Origin of the sequence: Methylotenera sp., from assembly GCF_030653755.1 — a bacterium.
Lineage (GTDB): Bacteria > Pseudomonadota > Gammaproteobacteria > Burkholderiales > Methylophilaceae > Methylotenera.
Genome location: NZ_JAURYU010000001.1, coordinates 79,058 through 94,420, shown reverse-complemented (window position 1 = coordinate 94,420; position 15,363 = coordinate 79,058). Strand labels below are relative to the sequence as shown.

General features: G+C 44.0%; 13 protein-coding genes. 12 read left to right on the top strand and 1 reads right to left on the bottom strand.

All coding sequences use genetic code 11. The annotated features are described in order from the left end of the window. The 10 genes from Q7U33_RS00460 to Q7U33_RS00415 all read left to right on the top strand — a co-directional run bounded on the left by Q7U33_RS00460 (position 1) and on the right by Q7U33_RS00415 (position 12,067). Positions 1 to 576: a flavin reductase family protein gene (locus tag Q7U33_RS00460; protein ID WP_304857399.1), complete on the top strand. Its 576-nt coding sequence runs from the start codon at positions 1 to 3 to the stop codon at positions 574 to 576. Positions 577 to 622: 46 nt separating this feature from the next. Next, positions 623 to 1,735, top strand: a complete 1,113-nt coding sequence (gene corA, locus Q7U33_RS00455) for a magnesium/cobalt transporter CorA (RefSeq protein WP_304857431.1) — start codon at positions 623 to 625, stop codon at positions 1,733 to 1,735. Positions 1,736 to 1,996: 261 nt separating this feature from the next. Next, positions 1,997 to 5,920: a phosphoribosylformylglycinamidine synthase gene (gene purL / locus Q7U33_RS00450; RefSeq protein WP_304857397.1), complete on the top strand. Its 3,924-nt coding sequence runs from the start codon at positions 1,997 to 1,999 to the stop codon at positions 5,918 to 5,920. 126 nt (positions 5,921 to 6,046) lie between these two features. Further along, entirely contained in the window at positions 6,047 to 6,532 is a 486-nt protein-coding gene (locus tag Q7U33_RS00445) for an ankyrin repeat domain-containing protein (RefSeq protein WP_304857395.1), read from the top strand. A 136-nt stretch (positions 6,533 to 6,668) separates the two neighbouring features. Continuing rightward, complete coding sequence (locus tag Q7U33_RS00440) at positions 6,669 to 7,061, top strand: c-type cytochrome (protein ID WP_304857393.1); 393 nt, start codon at positions 6,669 to 6,671, stop codon at positions 7,059 to 7,061. Continuing rightward, positions 7,054 to 8,334, top strand: coding sequence for an FCSD flavin-binding domain-containing protein (locus Q7U33_RS00435; protein ID WP_304857391.1), 1,281 nt, complete (start codon positions 7,054 to 7,056; stop codon positions 8,332 to 8,334). Before Q7U33_RS00440 ends, Q7U33_RS00435 begins: the two co-directional genes overlap by 8 nt. 157 nt (positions 8,335 to 8,491) lie before the next feature. Further along, a complete protein-coding gene (locus tag Q7U33_RS00430; RefSeq protein WP_304857389.1) occupies positions 8,492 to 9,634 on the top strand; it encodes a sorbosone dehydrogenase family protein in 1,143 nt (380 codons plus the stop codon). An 8-nt stretch (positions 9,635 to 9,642) separates the two neighbouring features. Further along, positions 9,643 to 10,239: a hypothetical protein gene (locus Q7U33_RS00425; RefSeq protein WP_304857387.1), complete on the top strand. Its 597-nt coding sequence runs from the start codon at positions 9,643 to 9,645 to the stop codon at positions 10,237 to 10,239. Between the two features lie 69 nt (positions 10,240 to 10,308). Next, entirely contained in the window at positions 10,309 to 11,196 is an 888-nt protein-coding gene (locus tag Q7U33_RS00420; RefSeq protein WP_304857385.1) for an SMP-30/gluconolactonase/LRE family protein, read from the top strand. Between the two features lie 82 nt (positions 11,197 to 11,278). Continuing rightward, positions 11,279 to 12,067 carry a ferritin-like domain-containing protein gene (locus tag Q7U33_RS00415; protein ID WP_304857383.1) on the top strand — a complete coding sequence of 263 codons (789 nt, stop codon included), beginning with the start codon at positions 11,279 to 11,281 and terminating at the stop codon, positions 12,065 to 12,067. A gap of 106 nt (positions 12,068 to 12,173) precedes the next feature. Here Q7U33_RS00415 and serB read toward each other — a convergent pair whose 3' ends face one another. Continuing rightward, positions 12,174 to 13,013 (bottom strand): phosphoserine phosphatase SerB, encoded by an 840-nt coding sequence (serB, locus tag Q7U33_RS00410; RefSeq protein WP_304857381.1) that lies wholly within the window; start codon positions 13,011 to 13,013, stop codon positions 12,174 to 12,176. Positions 13,014 to 13,298: 285 nt separating this feature from the next. On the opposite strand from serB, the gene sucC reads away from it, so the two are divergent. Next, positions 13,299 to 14,462: an ADP-forming succinate--CoA ligase subunit beta gene (sucC, locus tag Q7U33_RS00405; RefSeq protein WP_304857379.1), complete on the top strand. Its 1,164-nt coding sequence runs from the start codon at positions 13,299 to 13,301 to the stop codon at positions 14,460 to 14,462. Next, complete coding sequence (sucD, locus tag Q7U33_RS00400) at positions 14,459 to 15,340, top strand: succinate--CoA ligase subunit alpha (protein WP_304857377.1); 882 nt, start codon at positions 14,459 to 14,461, stop codon at positions 15,338 to 15,340. Before sucC ends, sucD begins: the two co-directional genes overlap by 4 nt. Positions 15,341 to 15,363 lie beyond the last annotated feature (23 nt).

Sequence of the window (15,363 nt, the reverse complement as noted above, 5' to 3'; positions counted from 1 at the left end):
TTGCAATATTTAATTGATTTAAAATATTGTTACCGCCTCCTAAACCACGGCCCCACCGTCCTCATTTCCTCTGCCCACAATGGCAACCAAAACATCATGGCGGCCGCATGGGTAACACCGCTAGATTTTGACCCACCTAAAGTTACAGTCGTGATTGATAAAAATACCTATACCCGAGAGTTGATTGAGGCCTCAGGTACGTTTGCGATTAATGTGCCGTGTATTGCGCAAATTGAGGTGGTGCAAAAAGTGGGCACTAACTCTGGGCGAGATTTACAAGGCACGGATAAATTTGCTGAGTATGGTTTAGATGCTTTTACTTCAACGCACATCACCGCGCCATTGCTTCAAGGTTGTGTGGCATGGTTGGAGTGTAAAATCATCCCAGAGCCGCATATTCAGAACACATATGATTTATTTGTTGCCGAGGTGGTGGCAGCTTATGCAGATGAGCGGGTGTTTTCGGATGGACGTTGGCATTTTGAGGGGTATCCTGATTTACGCACGATTCACCATGTGGCAGGCGGTCACTTTTTTGCGACAGGTGAAAGCCATGAGGCTGGTCATGAGGCTTAAATTTTGTTACGGTGGTCATGTTCATTTTTCTTACAGGTAGCTGATGATGAAAAAACCACGCCTCAATAAACGAAAAAAACAGCACGCCAAAAAGAGTGGTTTGCCACCAGGTTCTTTAGTCTATGTGGGGCGGGCTGATGAGGATGTTGCAAGTTTGGGGGTGCCTAAACTTACCTTGATGAGTTACGATGAAACAGGCTTGCAAGAGCAAGCGATTACTGTGGAGGTATTGGCAGGGTTAAATCTTGATGCCTCAAAAAAGCTGTGGTTGAATGTGCATGGTATTCATGATGTTGGTCTAATTAAGCAGATAGGCCTTGCGTTTGATTTGCATCCATTAGTGCTGGAAGACATTCTAAATACTGAGCAGCGCCCAAAGCTTGATGAGTTTGGTCATTATGTGTTTTTTGAGACGCGTTATTTTTATTACGAACAAGCAAGCTTGTCTGTTAGCTCCGAGCAAATTAGTTTTGTGCTTGGGCGCAACTTTCTCCTTACCTTTCAAGAGCGTTCTACTGGTGCGTTTGCCCCTGTGCGTGAGCGCTTACGTGCCGAACATTCGCCAATGCGAGCACTGGGTGTTGATTATTTAGCATATTCTTTATTGGATAGTATTGTTGATAAATACTTTAACGTACTAGAAGAAATGAGTGACGATAGTGAGCAGCTTGAAGATGCTTTGTTGGCAAAACCTAACATTACACAGTTGCACAGTATTCACCAATTAAAGCGTGCCAGTATTGAGTTGCGCCGTACAGTATGGCCGCTAAGAGAAGTGGTTAATCACCTTACCCGCAATGAAAGCGGTTTTTTTAGCACAACGACCATCCCTTATTTGCGCGATGTGTACGACCATACGGTTAACTTTATTGAGTCTTTAGAGTCGATTCGTGATGGCTTGGGTGGCTTGATGGATATTTACATGACGGGCGTCAGTAACCGCGTGAACTTGGAATTGCGCGCATTAACCGTGGTGGCGATGTTGTTTATGCCAGCCACCTTAATTGCTGGTATTTTTGGCATGAACTTTCACTATATGCCGTGGATTAGTGAGCCGAATGGCTTTTGGTGGGCGATGGTAATGATGGGAGCAATTGCTTTAGTCATGTTGTTGATTTTTTGGCGCAGGCAGTGGTTAACTAGCCAAACACAACCTTAACGTTATGTTTTTAAAGCTTGATGCGCTGGCAAAGGCATTGCTAGATGTATGGGTTTGAATCGACATTTAAATGGTCTAGTCAGGCTTGGCGCGTTAAGCGGCTTTTGCCGTGGTGCTGTTGTTTGGGCTGCTCTCTATTATTTTCCGTATTAATTTCTTCAAAAATATCTTCATTAATTTGCCTGCTAGATTAGCGACTTAACAGGCGCTAATCTGTTAAAATCTTGGTTTATTTATGTCCTTGATATTTAGCTGAGTTTAATGAGCCAATCTAATCCAAACCCACAAATGATTAGCCTGCGTGGCAGTGCTGCTTTATCACCTTTCAGAATTGAAAAAATTCAAAATAAGCTTAGTGAAATTTGCCCGAATATTGGGCATGTTTACGCTGAATTTTGGCATTTTATATGGGTGGATGGTGAGCTATCAGTCCAGCAAGAAAACACGCTAAACCAAATTTTAACGTATGGTCCTAGCATGCAGGCAGAAGAGCCTAGCGGTGAATTCATTTTAGTGTTGCCGCGCGTTGGTACGATTTCCCCTTGGGCTTCACGCGCCACAGACATTGTGCAGCATTGTGGGTTGCCATCTACTCAGCGCGTAGAGCGCGGCATTGCTTATTATGTGCAAACAAAAAATGGTCAAGCACTAACAGCGGATGAACGTAAGTTATTGTTGCCGTTGTTGCATGACCGTATGACAGAATCTGTGTTTGATAACAAGCAAGATGCTGGCAAGTTGTTCCATACCGATACGCCTAAACCTTTAAGCACGATTGATGTTTTACAAGGTGGCAAGGCTGCGCTTGATCAAGCCAATAATGAGATGGGTTTGGCATTGTCGCCAGATGAAGTGGATTATCTGTTTGATAATTTCACTAGAATGCAACGCAACCCAACGGATGTTGAGTTAATGATGTTTGCACAGGCAAACTCTGAGCATTGCCGTCATAAAATCTTTAATGCAGATTGGGTGATTGATGGCGCGCAACAAGAGATGTCTCTATTTGCGATGATTCGCAATACGCACAAATTAAACCCAGGTAAAACAGTGGTCGCGTACTCTGATAATGCTTCCATTGTGGCGGGTCAGCAAGCAAACGAACCAACCAAACGTTTTTATCCAGCTGAAGATGGCGCATATCGCTTTATTGAAGAAGACATGCACTTCTTGATGAAAGTGGAAACACACAACCACCCAACCGCAATTTCACCATTTGCAGGTGCGGCAACTGGTGCGGGTGGCGAGATTCGTGATGAAGGTGCAACAGGTAGCGGCTCTAAACCTAAAGCAGGGTTGGCTGGCTTCTCAGTGTCTAATTTGAATATTCCAAACTTTACGCAACCTTGGGAATCAGCCGCTTACGGCAAACCAAACCGTATTGCTTCACCATTGCAAATTATGGTGGATGGCCCATTAGGTGGTGCGGCTTATAACAACGAGTTTGGTCGCCCTAACATTACTGGCTATTTCCGTACCTTGGAAATTGAAGCACCAAGTGCAAATGGCAATACTGAAGTGCGTGGCTATCACAAACCAATTATGTTGGCGGGTGGTATTGGTAATATCTCTGCACAACACTCTAAAAAGAACCCAATTCCAGCGGGTGCTGCACTGATTCAACTAGGCGGCCCAGCAATGTTGATTGGCTTGGGTGGCGGTGCTGCATCTAGTATGGATACAGGTAGCAACGTTGAAAACTTAGACTTCGATTCTGTACAACGCGGTAACCCTGAGTTGGAGCGTAGAGCACAAGAAGTGATTGACCGTTGCTGGCAGTTGGGTGCAAACAACCCGATTTTAAGTATTCATGACGTAGGTGCAGGCGGTATTTCAAATGCATTTCCAGAGTTAGTGAACGATGCTGGCGTAGGTGCAATATTCCAATTGCGCGATGTGAATAACGAAGAGCTAGGCATGTCACCACGCGAGCTGTGGAGCAATGAGGCGCAAGAGCGCTATGTGATGGCGATTGCACAGGAAGACTTGCCGCGCTTTAAAGAGATTTGTGAGCGTGAGCGCTGTCCTTATGCTGTGGTGGGTTACGCTACAGAAGAGCGCCATTTAACGGTCGCTGACAGTCATTTTGATAACAAGCCAGTCGATATGGATTTATCTGTATTGCTAGGTAAACCACCAAAAATGACGCGTGACGTGAAAAGCACGGTGCAAACACTGAAAGCATTTGATACCAGCAAAATAGATTTAAAAGACGCGGCGGCGCGGGTGTTGCGTTTACCAGGTGTTGCAGATAAAACATTCTTGATTACCATTGGCGACCGTTCTGTGACTGGCTTGGTTGCTCGTGAACAAATGGTTGGCCCATGGCAAGTGCCAGTGGCTGACGTTGGTGTTACCTTGGCTGGCTATGAAACTTACCGTGGCGAAGCTTTTGCCATTGGCGAAAAAGCACCACTCGCATTGGTCAATGCACCAGCATCTGGCCGCATGGCGATTGGTGAATCTATTACCAACATTGCCGCAAGCTTGATTGACGATATCAGCGATTTAAAACTTTCAGCCAACTGGATGGCACCAGCTGGCCATGCTGGCGAAGATGCTGCACTGTTTGAAACAGTGAAAGCAGTGGGGATGGAGTTATGCCCACAATTGGGTGTCAGCATCCCAGTTGGTAAAGACTCGATGAGCATGAAGACGGTATGGAATGATGATGGTCAGAATAAGTCTGTAACCTCACCAATCTCATTGGTGGTGACAGCATTTGCGGCGACACCTGATGCACGTAAAACACTCACACCACAATTGCAAACTAATGGTGCCTCTAAGTTGATTTTAATTGATTTAGGTGCAGGTAAAAACCGCATGGGTGGCTCAAGCCTTGCACAGGTATATGGTGAAATTGGCAATGTAGCGCCTGATGTTGATGATGCTAAGCAATTAAAACACTTCTTCAATACGATTCAGCAATTGAATAAGTCTGGCAAGATTATGGCTTACCATGACCGTTCTGATGGCGGCTTATTTACCACCTTAGTTGAGATGGCGTTTGCTGGGCATTGTGGTTTAAATGTGGATGTATCTAGCTTGCAAGGCAGTATTGTAGATGCTTTGTATAATGAAGAGCTTGGTGCGGTGATTCAAGTGCGTGCAGAAGATGCGCAAGCGATTGTTGCACAGTTTAATGGTTTAGCACATGTGGTGGCTGAAGTGACCGCGACTAACCAAATTGAGATCAAACAAAATGGCCAAGTGGTGTTTGCTGATACACGCGTTAACTTGCATCGTATGTGGTCTGAAACAACCTACCAAATGCAAAAACTGCGTGATAACCCAGTGAGCGCGCAACAAGAATATGACCGATTGCTGAACGATGCAGACCGCGGTTTGTTTGCAGAGCTCACTTACAACCCAAGTGAAAATATTGCTGCGCCTTACATTGCAACAGGTGCGCGTCCTAAAATGGCAATCCTGCGTGAGCAAGGTGTGAATGGTCATGTGGAAATGGCTGCTTCATTTGACCGTGCTGGTTTTGCCGCTTATGACGTCCATATGAGCGACATTATTGCAGGCCGTGTATCACTGAAAGACTTTGCAGGTGTAGTTGCCTGTGGTGGATTCTCTTACGGTGACGTGCTTGGCGCGGGTGAGGGTTGGGCTAAATCTATCCTGTTTAACGCACGTGCGCGTGATGAATTCTCTGCGTTCTTTGATCGCCAAGATAGCTTTGCGTTGGGTGTATGTAACGGCTGCCAAATGATGAGTAATCTGCGCGAGCTGATTCCAGGCGCGGCGCATTGGCCACATTTTGTGAAAAATAAATCAGAGCAATTTGAAGCACGCCTAAGCATGGTAGAAGTTTTAGAGTCTCCATCAATCTTCTTTAATGGCATGGCTGGCAGCAAAATGCCAATCGCAGTTGCACATGGTGAAGGTTTTGCGGAATTTTCTCAGCCTAACGCTGTCAATGAGCTGTTAGCACAGAAATTAGTGACGATGCGCTTTATTGATCATGCATCTTTAGCTACTGAGATGTATCCGTTTAATCCAAACGGTTCACCACAGGGTGTCACTGGATTAACCAGCACAGATGGGCGTTTTAGTATTATGATGCCACATCCTGAACGTGTAATTCGCAATGTACAAAATACATGGCAACGTAGTGATGACACTGAAGATAGTGCTTGGATTCGTATGTTCCGCAATGCAAGAAAGTACATTGCTTAAACATTAATTTTAGCTAAGTATTTGTTAAAAAAGGCTTAAAGTAAGCTTGGATGTAATTGTTTTAATGAGTACTGTTTAGATAACGATAGAAATAAATTTTAATAAATGACTTTGGAGAAAAGCAGCATGAATTTTTTTAGAACACTTGTTTTAGGATTAGCCTTTTGTTTACCAATCACATCAATGGCGCAATTAACTGATGATGACCATATGCGTTACACAGAAGCTTTGCGTGATGGTGACGTTAAATTAGTGAAGAAATACTTAGATGGCGATGCAAAAGCAAATGACAAGTTTTTTGGTTGGTCTGCATTACAAATTGCAGCGACTAAAGGTCAGCTTAAAGTGGTTCAGTTGTTAGTTGAGCGTGGTGCAGAGCTTGATTACCAACACCCAATCAGCAAAAATACAGCTTTTCACATGGCAGCTTTTGGTGGGCACGATCAAGTTGTGAAATTTTTAGCAAGTAAAGGTGCTGATATCAATATTAAAATGCGTGCTGATGTTTCTATCGTTCGCGCAGTGCGAGATGAAGGTAACGCTAAAATGGTGGAGTTGTTAACTTCACTTGGTGTTAAAGATGATGGTTGTTTAGAAGATAAATGTTTCTAGTCTTATCAACTTATTAGTTCTTGGCAATTTATTAGTCACATAATTTAGTCATTTGAATGAGATTAAGTCATGAGCAGATTTAATAAGTACCTGATTTAATGATTAGTAGTGGAGTTTCTCAATTAATTAAGACCCCATGAACAAATTCCTTTTAAATCTTATGCTTATATCCTCAGTTATTTTGCCTAGTCAGGGCAAAGCAGCTGAGGATTTTGTTTATGCAGACTTTGCATTGCATACCCGAACACTAGCATCGTCTTGCGCGGCGTGTCATGGTACACAGGGCAACGCTGTGACCTTCAATGCTGAGTTTGATGCCACTTCGCTTGCTGGGTTGGATAAAGCTTATATTGTTCAGCGACTCACTGATTTTCGTAGTGGAGCTAGGCCGGCAACGGTGATGCATCGGCATGCCAATGGCTTAACTTTAGAAGAGATTCATCAACTCGCAGATTATTTCTCGCATCAGAAAAAAGTAAAACCTTATCTGCCAGTATCACAAACGCTCAAGGCTGCACAAGATGAATAAGTTCACTGATTTTAATCGCCGTGATTTTATTAAGACAGCCGCCGCGTTGGGTGCGTTATCGTTTACACCACACGCAATTGCAATGGGTAAAAAACCGCCGATTGGGCGAGTGGTGGTGATTGGTGGTGGTTATGCTGGTACGAGTGCGGCTAAATATATTCGTATGTGGAGTATGGGTAGTATTGAGGTGGTGGTAATTGAACGCTCACCCCAGTTTATTTCTTGCCCACTCAGCAATTTGGTATTAGGCGGTAGCCAGCAGATCAATGATTTGACCTTTGGCTATGATTTACTGAAAAAGAATCATGGCGTTCAGTGGGTACAAGATACTGTGACGGCCATCAACACTGATAGAAAAATAGTGACCATGCAGCGTGGTGATATCACGTACGACCGTTTGATTGTTGCGCCTGGCGTAGATTTTATCTATGACAGCTTGCCACAGTTGCAAACGGCTGATGCACAGAAGCAGATTCCACATGCATGGAAAGCTGGCTGGCAAACTGTTTATTTGCGGCAACAGCTTGAATCAATGCCTGATGGTGGTGTGTTTGTGATGACGATTCCCCAAGCGCCGTATCGTTGCCCCCCAGGCCCGTATGAGCGTGTCTGCCAAGTGGCGCATTATCTAAAGAACCATAAGCCAAACAGTAAGATTATTGTGTTAGACGCTAATGCTGAAATTGTGTCTAAAAAAGGGCTCTTTACTAAAGTTTGGGCTAATACGTACACAGGCATGATTGACTATCGTCACGATAGCGCAGTTGTTTCCGTTGATGTGCGCACTAAAACTGTGAGCACAGAGTTTGAACAGGTGAAGGCTGATGTGTTGAATGTTATTCCACCACAGCGTGCTGGTAAGCCAGCGCAAATGGCACATTTACTTGAATCAGATTACCCATGGTGCGAAGTTGATTTTTTAAGTTATGAATCTAAAAAAGTACCGAATGTGCATGTAATCGGTGATAGTGTTGCTTCTGGCTTGCCAAAATCTGCGCATATGGCTACTTCACAAGCACGTGTATGCGCTAGCGCGATTGTGGAATTGATGCAGGGAAGAAGCCCAGACCCTGCGCCAGTGTTTGCCAATACCTGTTATAGTTTTGTGGATGATCAGCAAGCCATGCATGTTGCCAATGTTTATCGATACGATGCAGCAAAAAAAATCATGGTATCTGCTGAAGGTGGAGGCGTGTCCTTGGCACCATCTGCTAAAGAGGGTGCGTATGCCAGAGCTTGGGCACATAATATTTGGTCAGATGTATTGACTTAACTTGTCTTTAATTTGATAGGCTTTATTTTTTGTCTTAATTTTAGGTAATAAAGTATTCTTGGGACAAAGGCCATTAAAAATGCATCACGTTTTAAAACTTTTTATTTCTAAATCAAAAATACACATAGTGCTAATAGCGGGGTTTGCATTGTTTACTATGCAAGCAGCTTTAGCTGCTGATTTAGCAAGTATTCAACTACCTGCGGGCTTCAAAATTGAGGTGTTTGCAGATACGAACACCAAAAATGGTGAGCATTTATCTGGCCCTAGGATGATGGCATTGGATGCAAAGGGTAACCTTTATGTATCTGCTGTTGGGAGCAATCGCGTTGTCATGCTACCAGACTATAATCATGATGGGGTTGCGGATGAAGTGCTTACCATCGCTCAGAACCTGAACGCACCGCAAGGAATCACTTTTGTGGGCGATTCGCTACTGGTTGCTAATCAGGATGGTGTGGTTAAGCTTACGCAGACGCAGCAGGAGTGGTCTAAACCGCAAGCTTTTATCTCTAACCTACCTGCTGGCGGGCATACCCTTAAGAATATTAGATTAGGGCCTGATGGGTTCTTGTACCTGAATGTAGGCTCAAGTTGCAATGTATGCATAGAAAGTGAACCTATGCGCGCAACTATTCTCAGATATACAATAGAAGGCAAGCCTGCGGGTGCGTTGGTAACATTGGGGCGTCACCAGCAGTCTGCGATATTTGCACGCGGGTTACGTAACTCGCAAGGGTTTGCATGGCACCCCAAGACAAATGCGATGTACGCTACTAATAATGGTGCTGATAACCGTAGCGGTACACAGGGCGGTGCTGTGAATGATGAGTTACCACCAGAGCATTTAAACAAGATTGAGGCAGGTAAGCATTATGGTTGGCCTCATTGCTGGGGTGGTAGTAAGGAAATTGGCACGCAGGTTGAAGACCCTAACTTTAAAGGGCCTGCTGGATTTTGTGAAACCACACAAGCTCCAGCTATTAGTTTTAAGGCACATACCACACCAATTGGCATTGTCTTTTTGGATAAAACCAATTGGCCATCAGCCTATAAAGCAGATGCAATAGTAGCGTTACATGGGTCATGGAATCGTAAACAGCTGGCTGGATACCAGTTGGTGAGAGTAAAATTTAAGGGCAATGAGCCTTTTGAAGTAGAAGACTTTGCAACAGGTTGGCTACAAAGTCAGCAAGCATGGGGACGACCTGTTGATGTTGCCGTAGGTACTGATGGTGCGCTCTATGTGTCTGATGATAAAGCCAATATCATTTACCGTGTTAGTTATAAAATTAAGTAGGAAGCTGAATGAAACTAAATATTATTAAATTAATCGCTTTACTCGCAATTGGCAGCAGTGTTAACGCATACGCAGCGGAGGGGGGGGATAACAAGGCCTCGCAACTGCAGATGTATATTCAGCCTGTTGACTATACAAACCCAATTAGACTATGGCATCCATATTACGATTATTGGATGTATCAAGGCCCCGTGGTTGAAAAAGTAGCCATAACAAAATTCACTGAAGCATATGGTGATGTAGGCATGTGCGAAGTTAGCCAGTCTGGCAAAGCCTTGGTTTGGCTACAGCCAAAGTTGTTTTATAACCCGCAAGTACAATTGTTTTATGGTGAAGTCACTGCGGATGTTTATAAAGGCATCGGTGAGCACCTAGGCGAATATGTGGGTAAATCTCAAGTGCGTGGTTTTTTGAATATGCATGCTGAAGCCTCCATAGAGGAAGCCTACGCACTTGCTGTCGCAGACGTAGTCGCTAAAATGCAAGCCGATACTTCTTTGCAAACGCGTATGAGCAACAAAGCTAAATCTAGCACGGCAGAAAGCACACCTTGCGGCATGGTGACTTTATTTCCGACTAAAAAAATTAGAGCTATGTCGTTTTAGGGTTTGTTTAATGACAGTGATACTGCCATCGAAATCATTAATGTTGTGAAATTTACAGTTAGGGTGGAAATGTTAAAAAAATATATCAAACTCAGTGTGTTAGTGATAGTTGGAGCGTTAGTTGTTGGATGCCAATCTACCAAGCCGATGACGTATACATCAAAAAAAATCACAGGCTTAAAAACGCCAGAATCTGTTGTTCAAGCAAAAGATGGCAGAATTTTTATCTCAGAAATTAATGAATTTGGTAAAGATGGCGATGGCCAAATCAGTGTTGTGAATAACGATGGTAGCGTTGCCGTTTTTGCGAGCGGCTTAGATGACCCTAAAGGGCTGGCGATTATTGGTGATTATCTGTATGCAGCCGATAAAACCAAGATTCTTAAAATCACACCTACAGGTCAGGTCAGTGAGTTTGTCCCTGCGACAGCATTTCCAAATGTGCCATATTTCTTAAATGACTTAGAGGCAGACTTGCAAGGTAACTTGTATGTGAGTGATAGTGGTGATGTATTTAATACAGGCAAAGGCGGCGCTATTTATAAAATCACACCAAGTGGCGAGGTTAAGCTCTTAATTAAAGACACACAAGACGCACGTGTAAAAGCGCCGAATGGTTTGCTTGCTGACGATACTGGTAATCATTTGATTTATGTGGATTTTACATCAGGCGTGTTGTACAGCTTAAATACATCAACAGGTGCGCTGACGGATATTGCAGAGGGCTTGGGTGGTGGCGATGGGGTTGTTCACCATTCAAATGGCACGATGTATGTGAGTGACTGGAAAAATGGCAAAGTCTTTAGTGTAAATATGATGGGTGATGTTACTTTGGTTAAATCTGGCTATCAGGCTGCTGCAGATATAGCAATCACTAAGGATGAGCGGTATTTGTTAGTGCCAGATATGAAAGCTGGTGAGCTGGATTTTATCCCACTTACCTCATCACGTCATTAAAAAGAAATAGGAATATGGGACTGGCATTGTCTAAGCAGTCATATGGGTAAAGGTAACAGGTTTTGATAAGCGGAATAGATAGATGCAAGAACTAAGGCAACAAGCATTAAATAGCCTAGCTGAATGCAGCCTTAACCAAAAAGTTGAAAAAGTGTCAGCGCTTTATCAGTCATGGCAGTCAGGTTTGTTGCAACTCGATACTGAGCTTGAGATAGATACATTACAAACGATTCCAGGACATCCCGAAAAGCCTACTTTAGTTTCACCCTTAGAAGTAGGCAAACGCTCTATGCGCACAATTGAAGGCCGTGCCGCATTGATTCATGCTTTGGCACATATTGAGTTTAATGCAATTAATTTGGCACTGGATGCTATTTGGCGGTTTGCTGGTATGCCAAGAGAGTATTACGTCGATTGGCTAAAAGTAGCGGCCGAAGAAGCTTATCATTTTGGTATGCTGAGTGCTTATTTAAAAACAATAGGTTACCAATACGGTGATTTTAATGGGCATAACAGCCTGTGGGAAATGACTGAGCGGACTAAGGATGATGTGCTGGCAAGAATGGCGCTGGTTCCACGTACCATGGAAGCACGTGGCTTAGATGCTAGTCCAGCGCTACGTAATAAATTTGCACAAGTAGGTGATACCGAGGTTGCCGCTATTTTAGATATTATCCTGCGCGATGAAATTGGGCATGTGCTGATAGGCAATACTTGGTTTAACTGGTTATGTGTTCAACGTGGACTTGAGCCAATCTCAGCTTATGCAGAATTGGCTCAGCGGTATAGCGCGCCAACCTTACGTAAACCTTTTAATTTAGAGGCCAGACGCAAAGCTGGATTTACTGAAGCAGAGCTGGCACTACTGTAATGCCTTATCCATTTATCAATCATTCGTGTCTAGGTGACGAGGCGAAGACAGTGCTGTAGCACAGCGAGCCGAAGGCAACAAGGACACGAATGATTGATAATTGGAATTAGCTTGCAAATAAATTGATAACGCCATCCAGCCCAACGTAATTAATCGCATAAGTTGCTTGTGCTTGCACCACTGGTTTTGCATGGTAGGCAACGCCCACACCAGCAACTGACATCATTTTTAAGTCATTGGCGCCATCACCAATCGCAATGGTTTGTGTTGCGCTCAAGCCTAAGCGGTCACGTAATTTAACCAGCTCGTTTGCTTTAGTTTGTGCATCAACAATATCACCTAGAATCTTACCCGTCAGTTTGCCATCAATAATTTCTAATGTGTTGGCTACGGCATAATCTAGCCCTAACATGGCCTTAACACGGTCAGCAAAAAAGTTAAAACCGCCAGATACCAACAAGGTGGTAATGTTGTTAGCTTTGCAGGTGTCTATCCATTGTTGTGCGCCTGGGTTAAGTTTAAGGCGTTCGTTAAGCACACGCATCAAGTCTGACTCTTGCAGGCCTTTCAATAATGCCACACGCTCACGTAGGCTTTGTGCAAAATCTAACTCACCTTGCATTGCGCGTTCAGTAATGGCAGCCACTTGTGGTTTTAAGCTGACCATATCTGCAATTTCATCAATACACTCAATACTGATGAGTGTTGAATCCATATCCATCACACATAAACCAAAATTTTGAATAAATTGATTGTTTTCTACGTAAGCGCAGTCAATTTTTTGATCCGCACAAAATTGCTGAATAGATGGATTTATTTCAGACTGATTGGCTAAGTAGTAGCCATGTTGTGCAATTTGAATAAACTGGACGCTAGAGGCGCAAAGTTGGTGAATATGAGCTAAATGTGCAAAAGTAATGGCTGAGCCTTGAACAACTAAACGCATAAGTAAACAATCAGAACGTAAAGTTTTATTATACACTCGACTATCCACTTCATTAATGGCATCAATTTACATTACTTTGCTAAAGAAACACGGAGTAAATGGCTACGCAGGCGAATTGCTTCGTTGCGCGGTACTCGCAACCTCGCTGTATACTACATACTATCTCGGTTTCTGTGTTCCGTGCGCCTAGCACTTCATCCCGCTCGCTCACTTATTCCTTGTTTCTCTAGCGCATTTCTCTGAATTGCGAGAAAATGTGCATAACCTTTAAATAGAGCTATTTTTATGAATTTGCATGAGTATCAAGCCAAAACGTTGCTTCAAAAATATGGTATTCCAGTACCTCGCGGACAGGTCGTCGCAGTTGCGAAAGAAGCGGTAGGCGTTACTACCGAAATCGCTAGCGACGGTTGGGTAGTTAAAGCGCAAGTGCACGCTGGCGGTCGCGGTAAAGCGGGTGGTGTGAAAGTGGTGAAATCAGCCACCGAGGCTCAAAATGTAGCGAATGAGTTATTAGGTAAAACGCTAGTCACTTATCAAAATGCGCCTGATGGTCAGCCAGTGAATCAAGTGTTGATTGAAGAAACGTTACCTATTGCTCGTGAACTTTATTTATCGATGCTCGTGGATAGAACATTAGAGCGTATCGTGGTGGTGGCATCAGTGGCTGGTGGGATGGATATTGAAGAGATTGCACAGACTAGCCCAGATAAAATTCTGCAAGAAGTCTGTGATCCACTCAATGGCTTGGTGGATTTTCAAGCACGAAATTTAGCGTTCAAGCTTGATTTAAGTGGTGATCAGATAGGCGCTTTTGCTAAATTGTTAAAAGGCTTATACCGTTTGTTTAAAGACAATGATCTGGCCTTGCTGGAAATTAACCCATTGGTGGTGACCACTGACGGCAAGCTTTTTGCGCTAGATTGCAAAATGAGCGTCGATGACAATGCCTTGTATCGTCAAAAAGCACTCGCTGAGCAACGCGACTGGAGCCAAGAAGATAGCAAAGAAGCCGTTGCGCATCATGCAGGTTTAAACTATATCGCGCTTAACGGTAATATTGGCTGCATGGTCAACGGTGCTGGTCTTGCCATGGCGACTATGGACTTGATTAAGTTGCACGGTGGCATGCCTGCTAACTTTTTGGACGTGGGTGGTGGTGCGACAGCAGAAACCGTGGCTAAGGCGTTCAAAATTATCTTGGCTGATAGCAATGTGAAAGCAATCTTAGTGAATATTTTCGGCGGTATTATGCGTTGCGATATTATCGCAGAAGGCATTATTGCTGCTGTGCGTGAAGTGGGTATGCAAATCCCTGTGATTGTGCGTTTAGAAGGTACGAATGTGGATTTAGGTAAAAAAATGTTACAAACAAGCGGGCTTAATATTATTTCTGCCGAGGGTTTAACAGATGCAGCGCAGCAAGCAGTAAAGGCGGTGGTAGCATGAGTATCTTAGTCAATAAAAACACCAAAGTGTTATGCCAAGGCTTTACTGGTAAACAAGGGACTTTCCACTCAGAGCAAGCGCTTGCCTACGGTACGCAAATGGTCGGTGGTGTAACGCCAGGTAAGGGTGGTCAGCTACATTTAGGTCTGCCTGTATTTAATACGATGCGAGATGCCGTACGTACAACAGGTGCAAATGCCAGTGTGATTTATGTGCCGCCAGCGTTTGCAGCTGATTCTATTTTAGAAGCTAGCGATGCAGGGATTGAGCTCATTATTTGTATTACTGAAGGCATCCCTGTTTTAGATATGTTAAATGTAAAAGCAGCATTGAAAGCCAATGGCACGCGTTTAATTGGGCCAAACTGCCCGGGTGTAATTACGCCAGATGAATGCAAAATCGGCATTATGCCAGGGAGCATTCACTTGCGCGGAAAAGTGGGCGTAGTCTCACGCTCAGGCACGCTAACCTATGAGGCTGTACATCAAACCACTGCATTGAATCTAGGGCAAAGCACTTGCGTTGGTATTGGTGGAGACCCAATCAAAGGGCTTAACTTTATTGAGTGTTTAGAAATGTTTGAGGCCGACCCTGAAACTGAAGCTATTATTATGGTGGGTGAAATCGGTGGGTCAGACGAAGAAGCCGCCGCTGAATTCATTAAAAGCAATGTAAGCAAGCCTGTTGCTGCGTATATTGCAGGGCAAACTGCGCCTGCTGGCAAGCGCATGGGGCATGCTGGTGCGATTATTTCTGGCGGTAGTGGTAAAGCGGCAGATAAGATTCGTGCATTGGAAATAGCTGGTGCGGTTGTTGCAAGCTCACCTGCGGGCTTGGGCGAAGCCGTTCTCGCTGCAATGCGTCAGAAAAATCTTTGATTTAGAGAGCGATAACCCAGTGA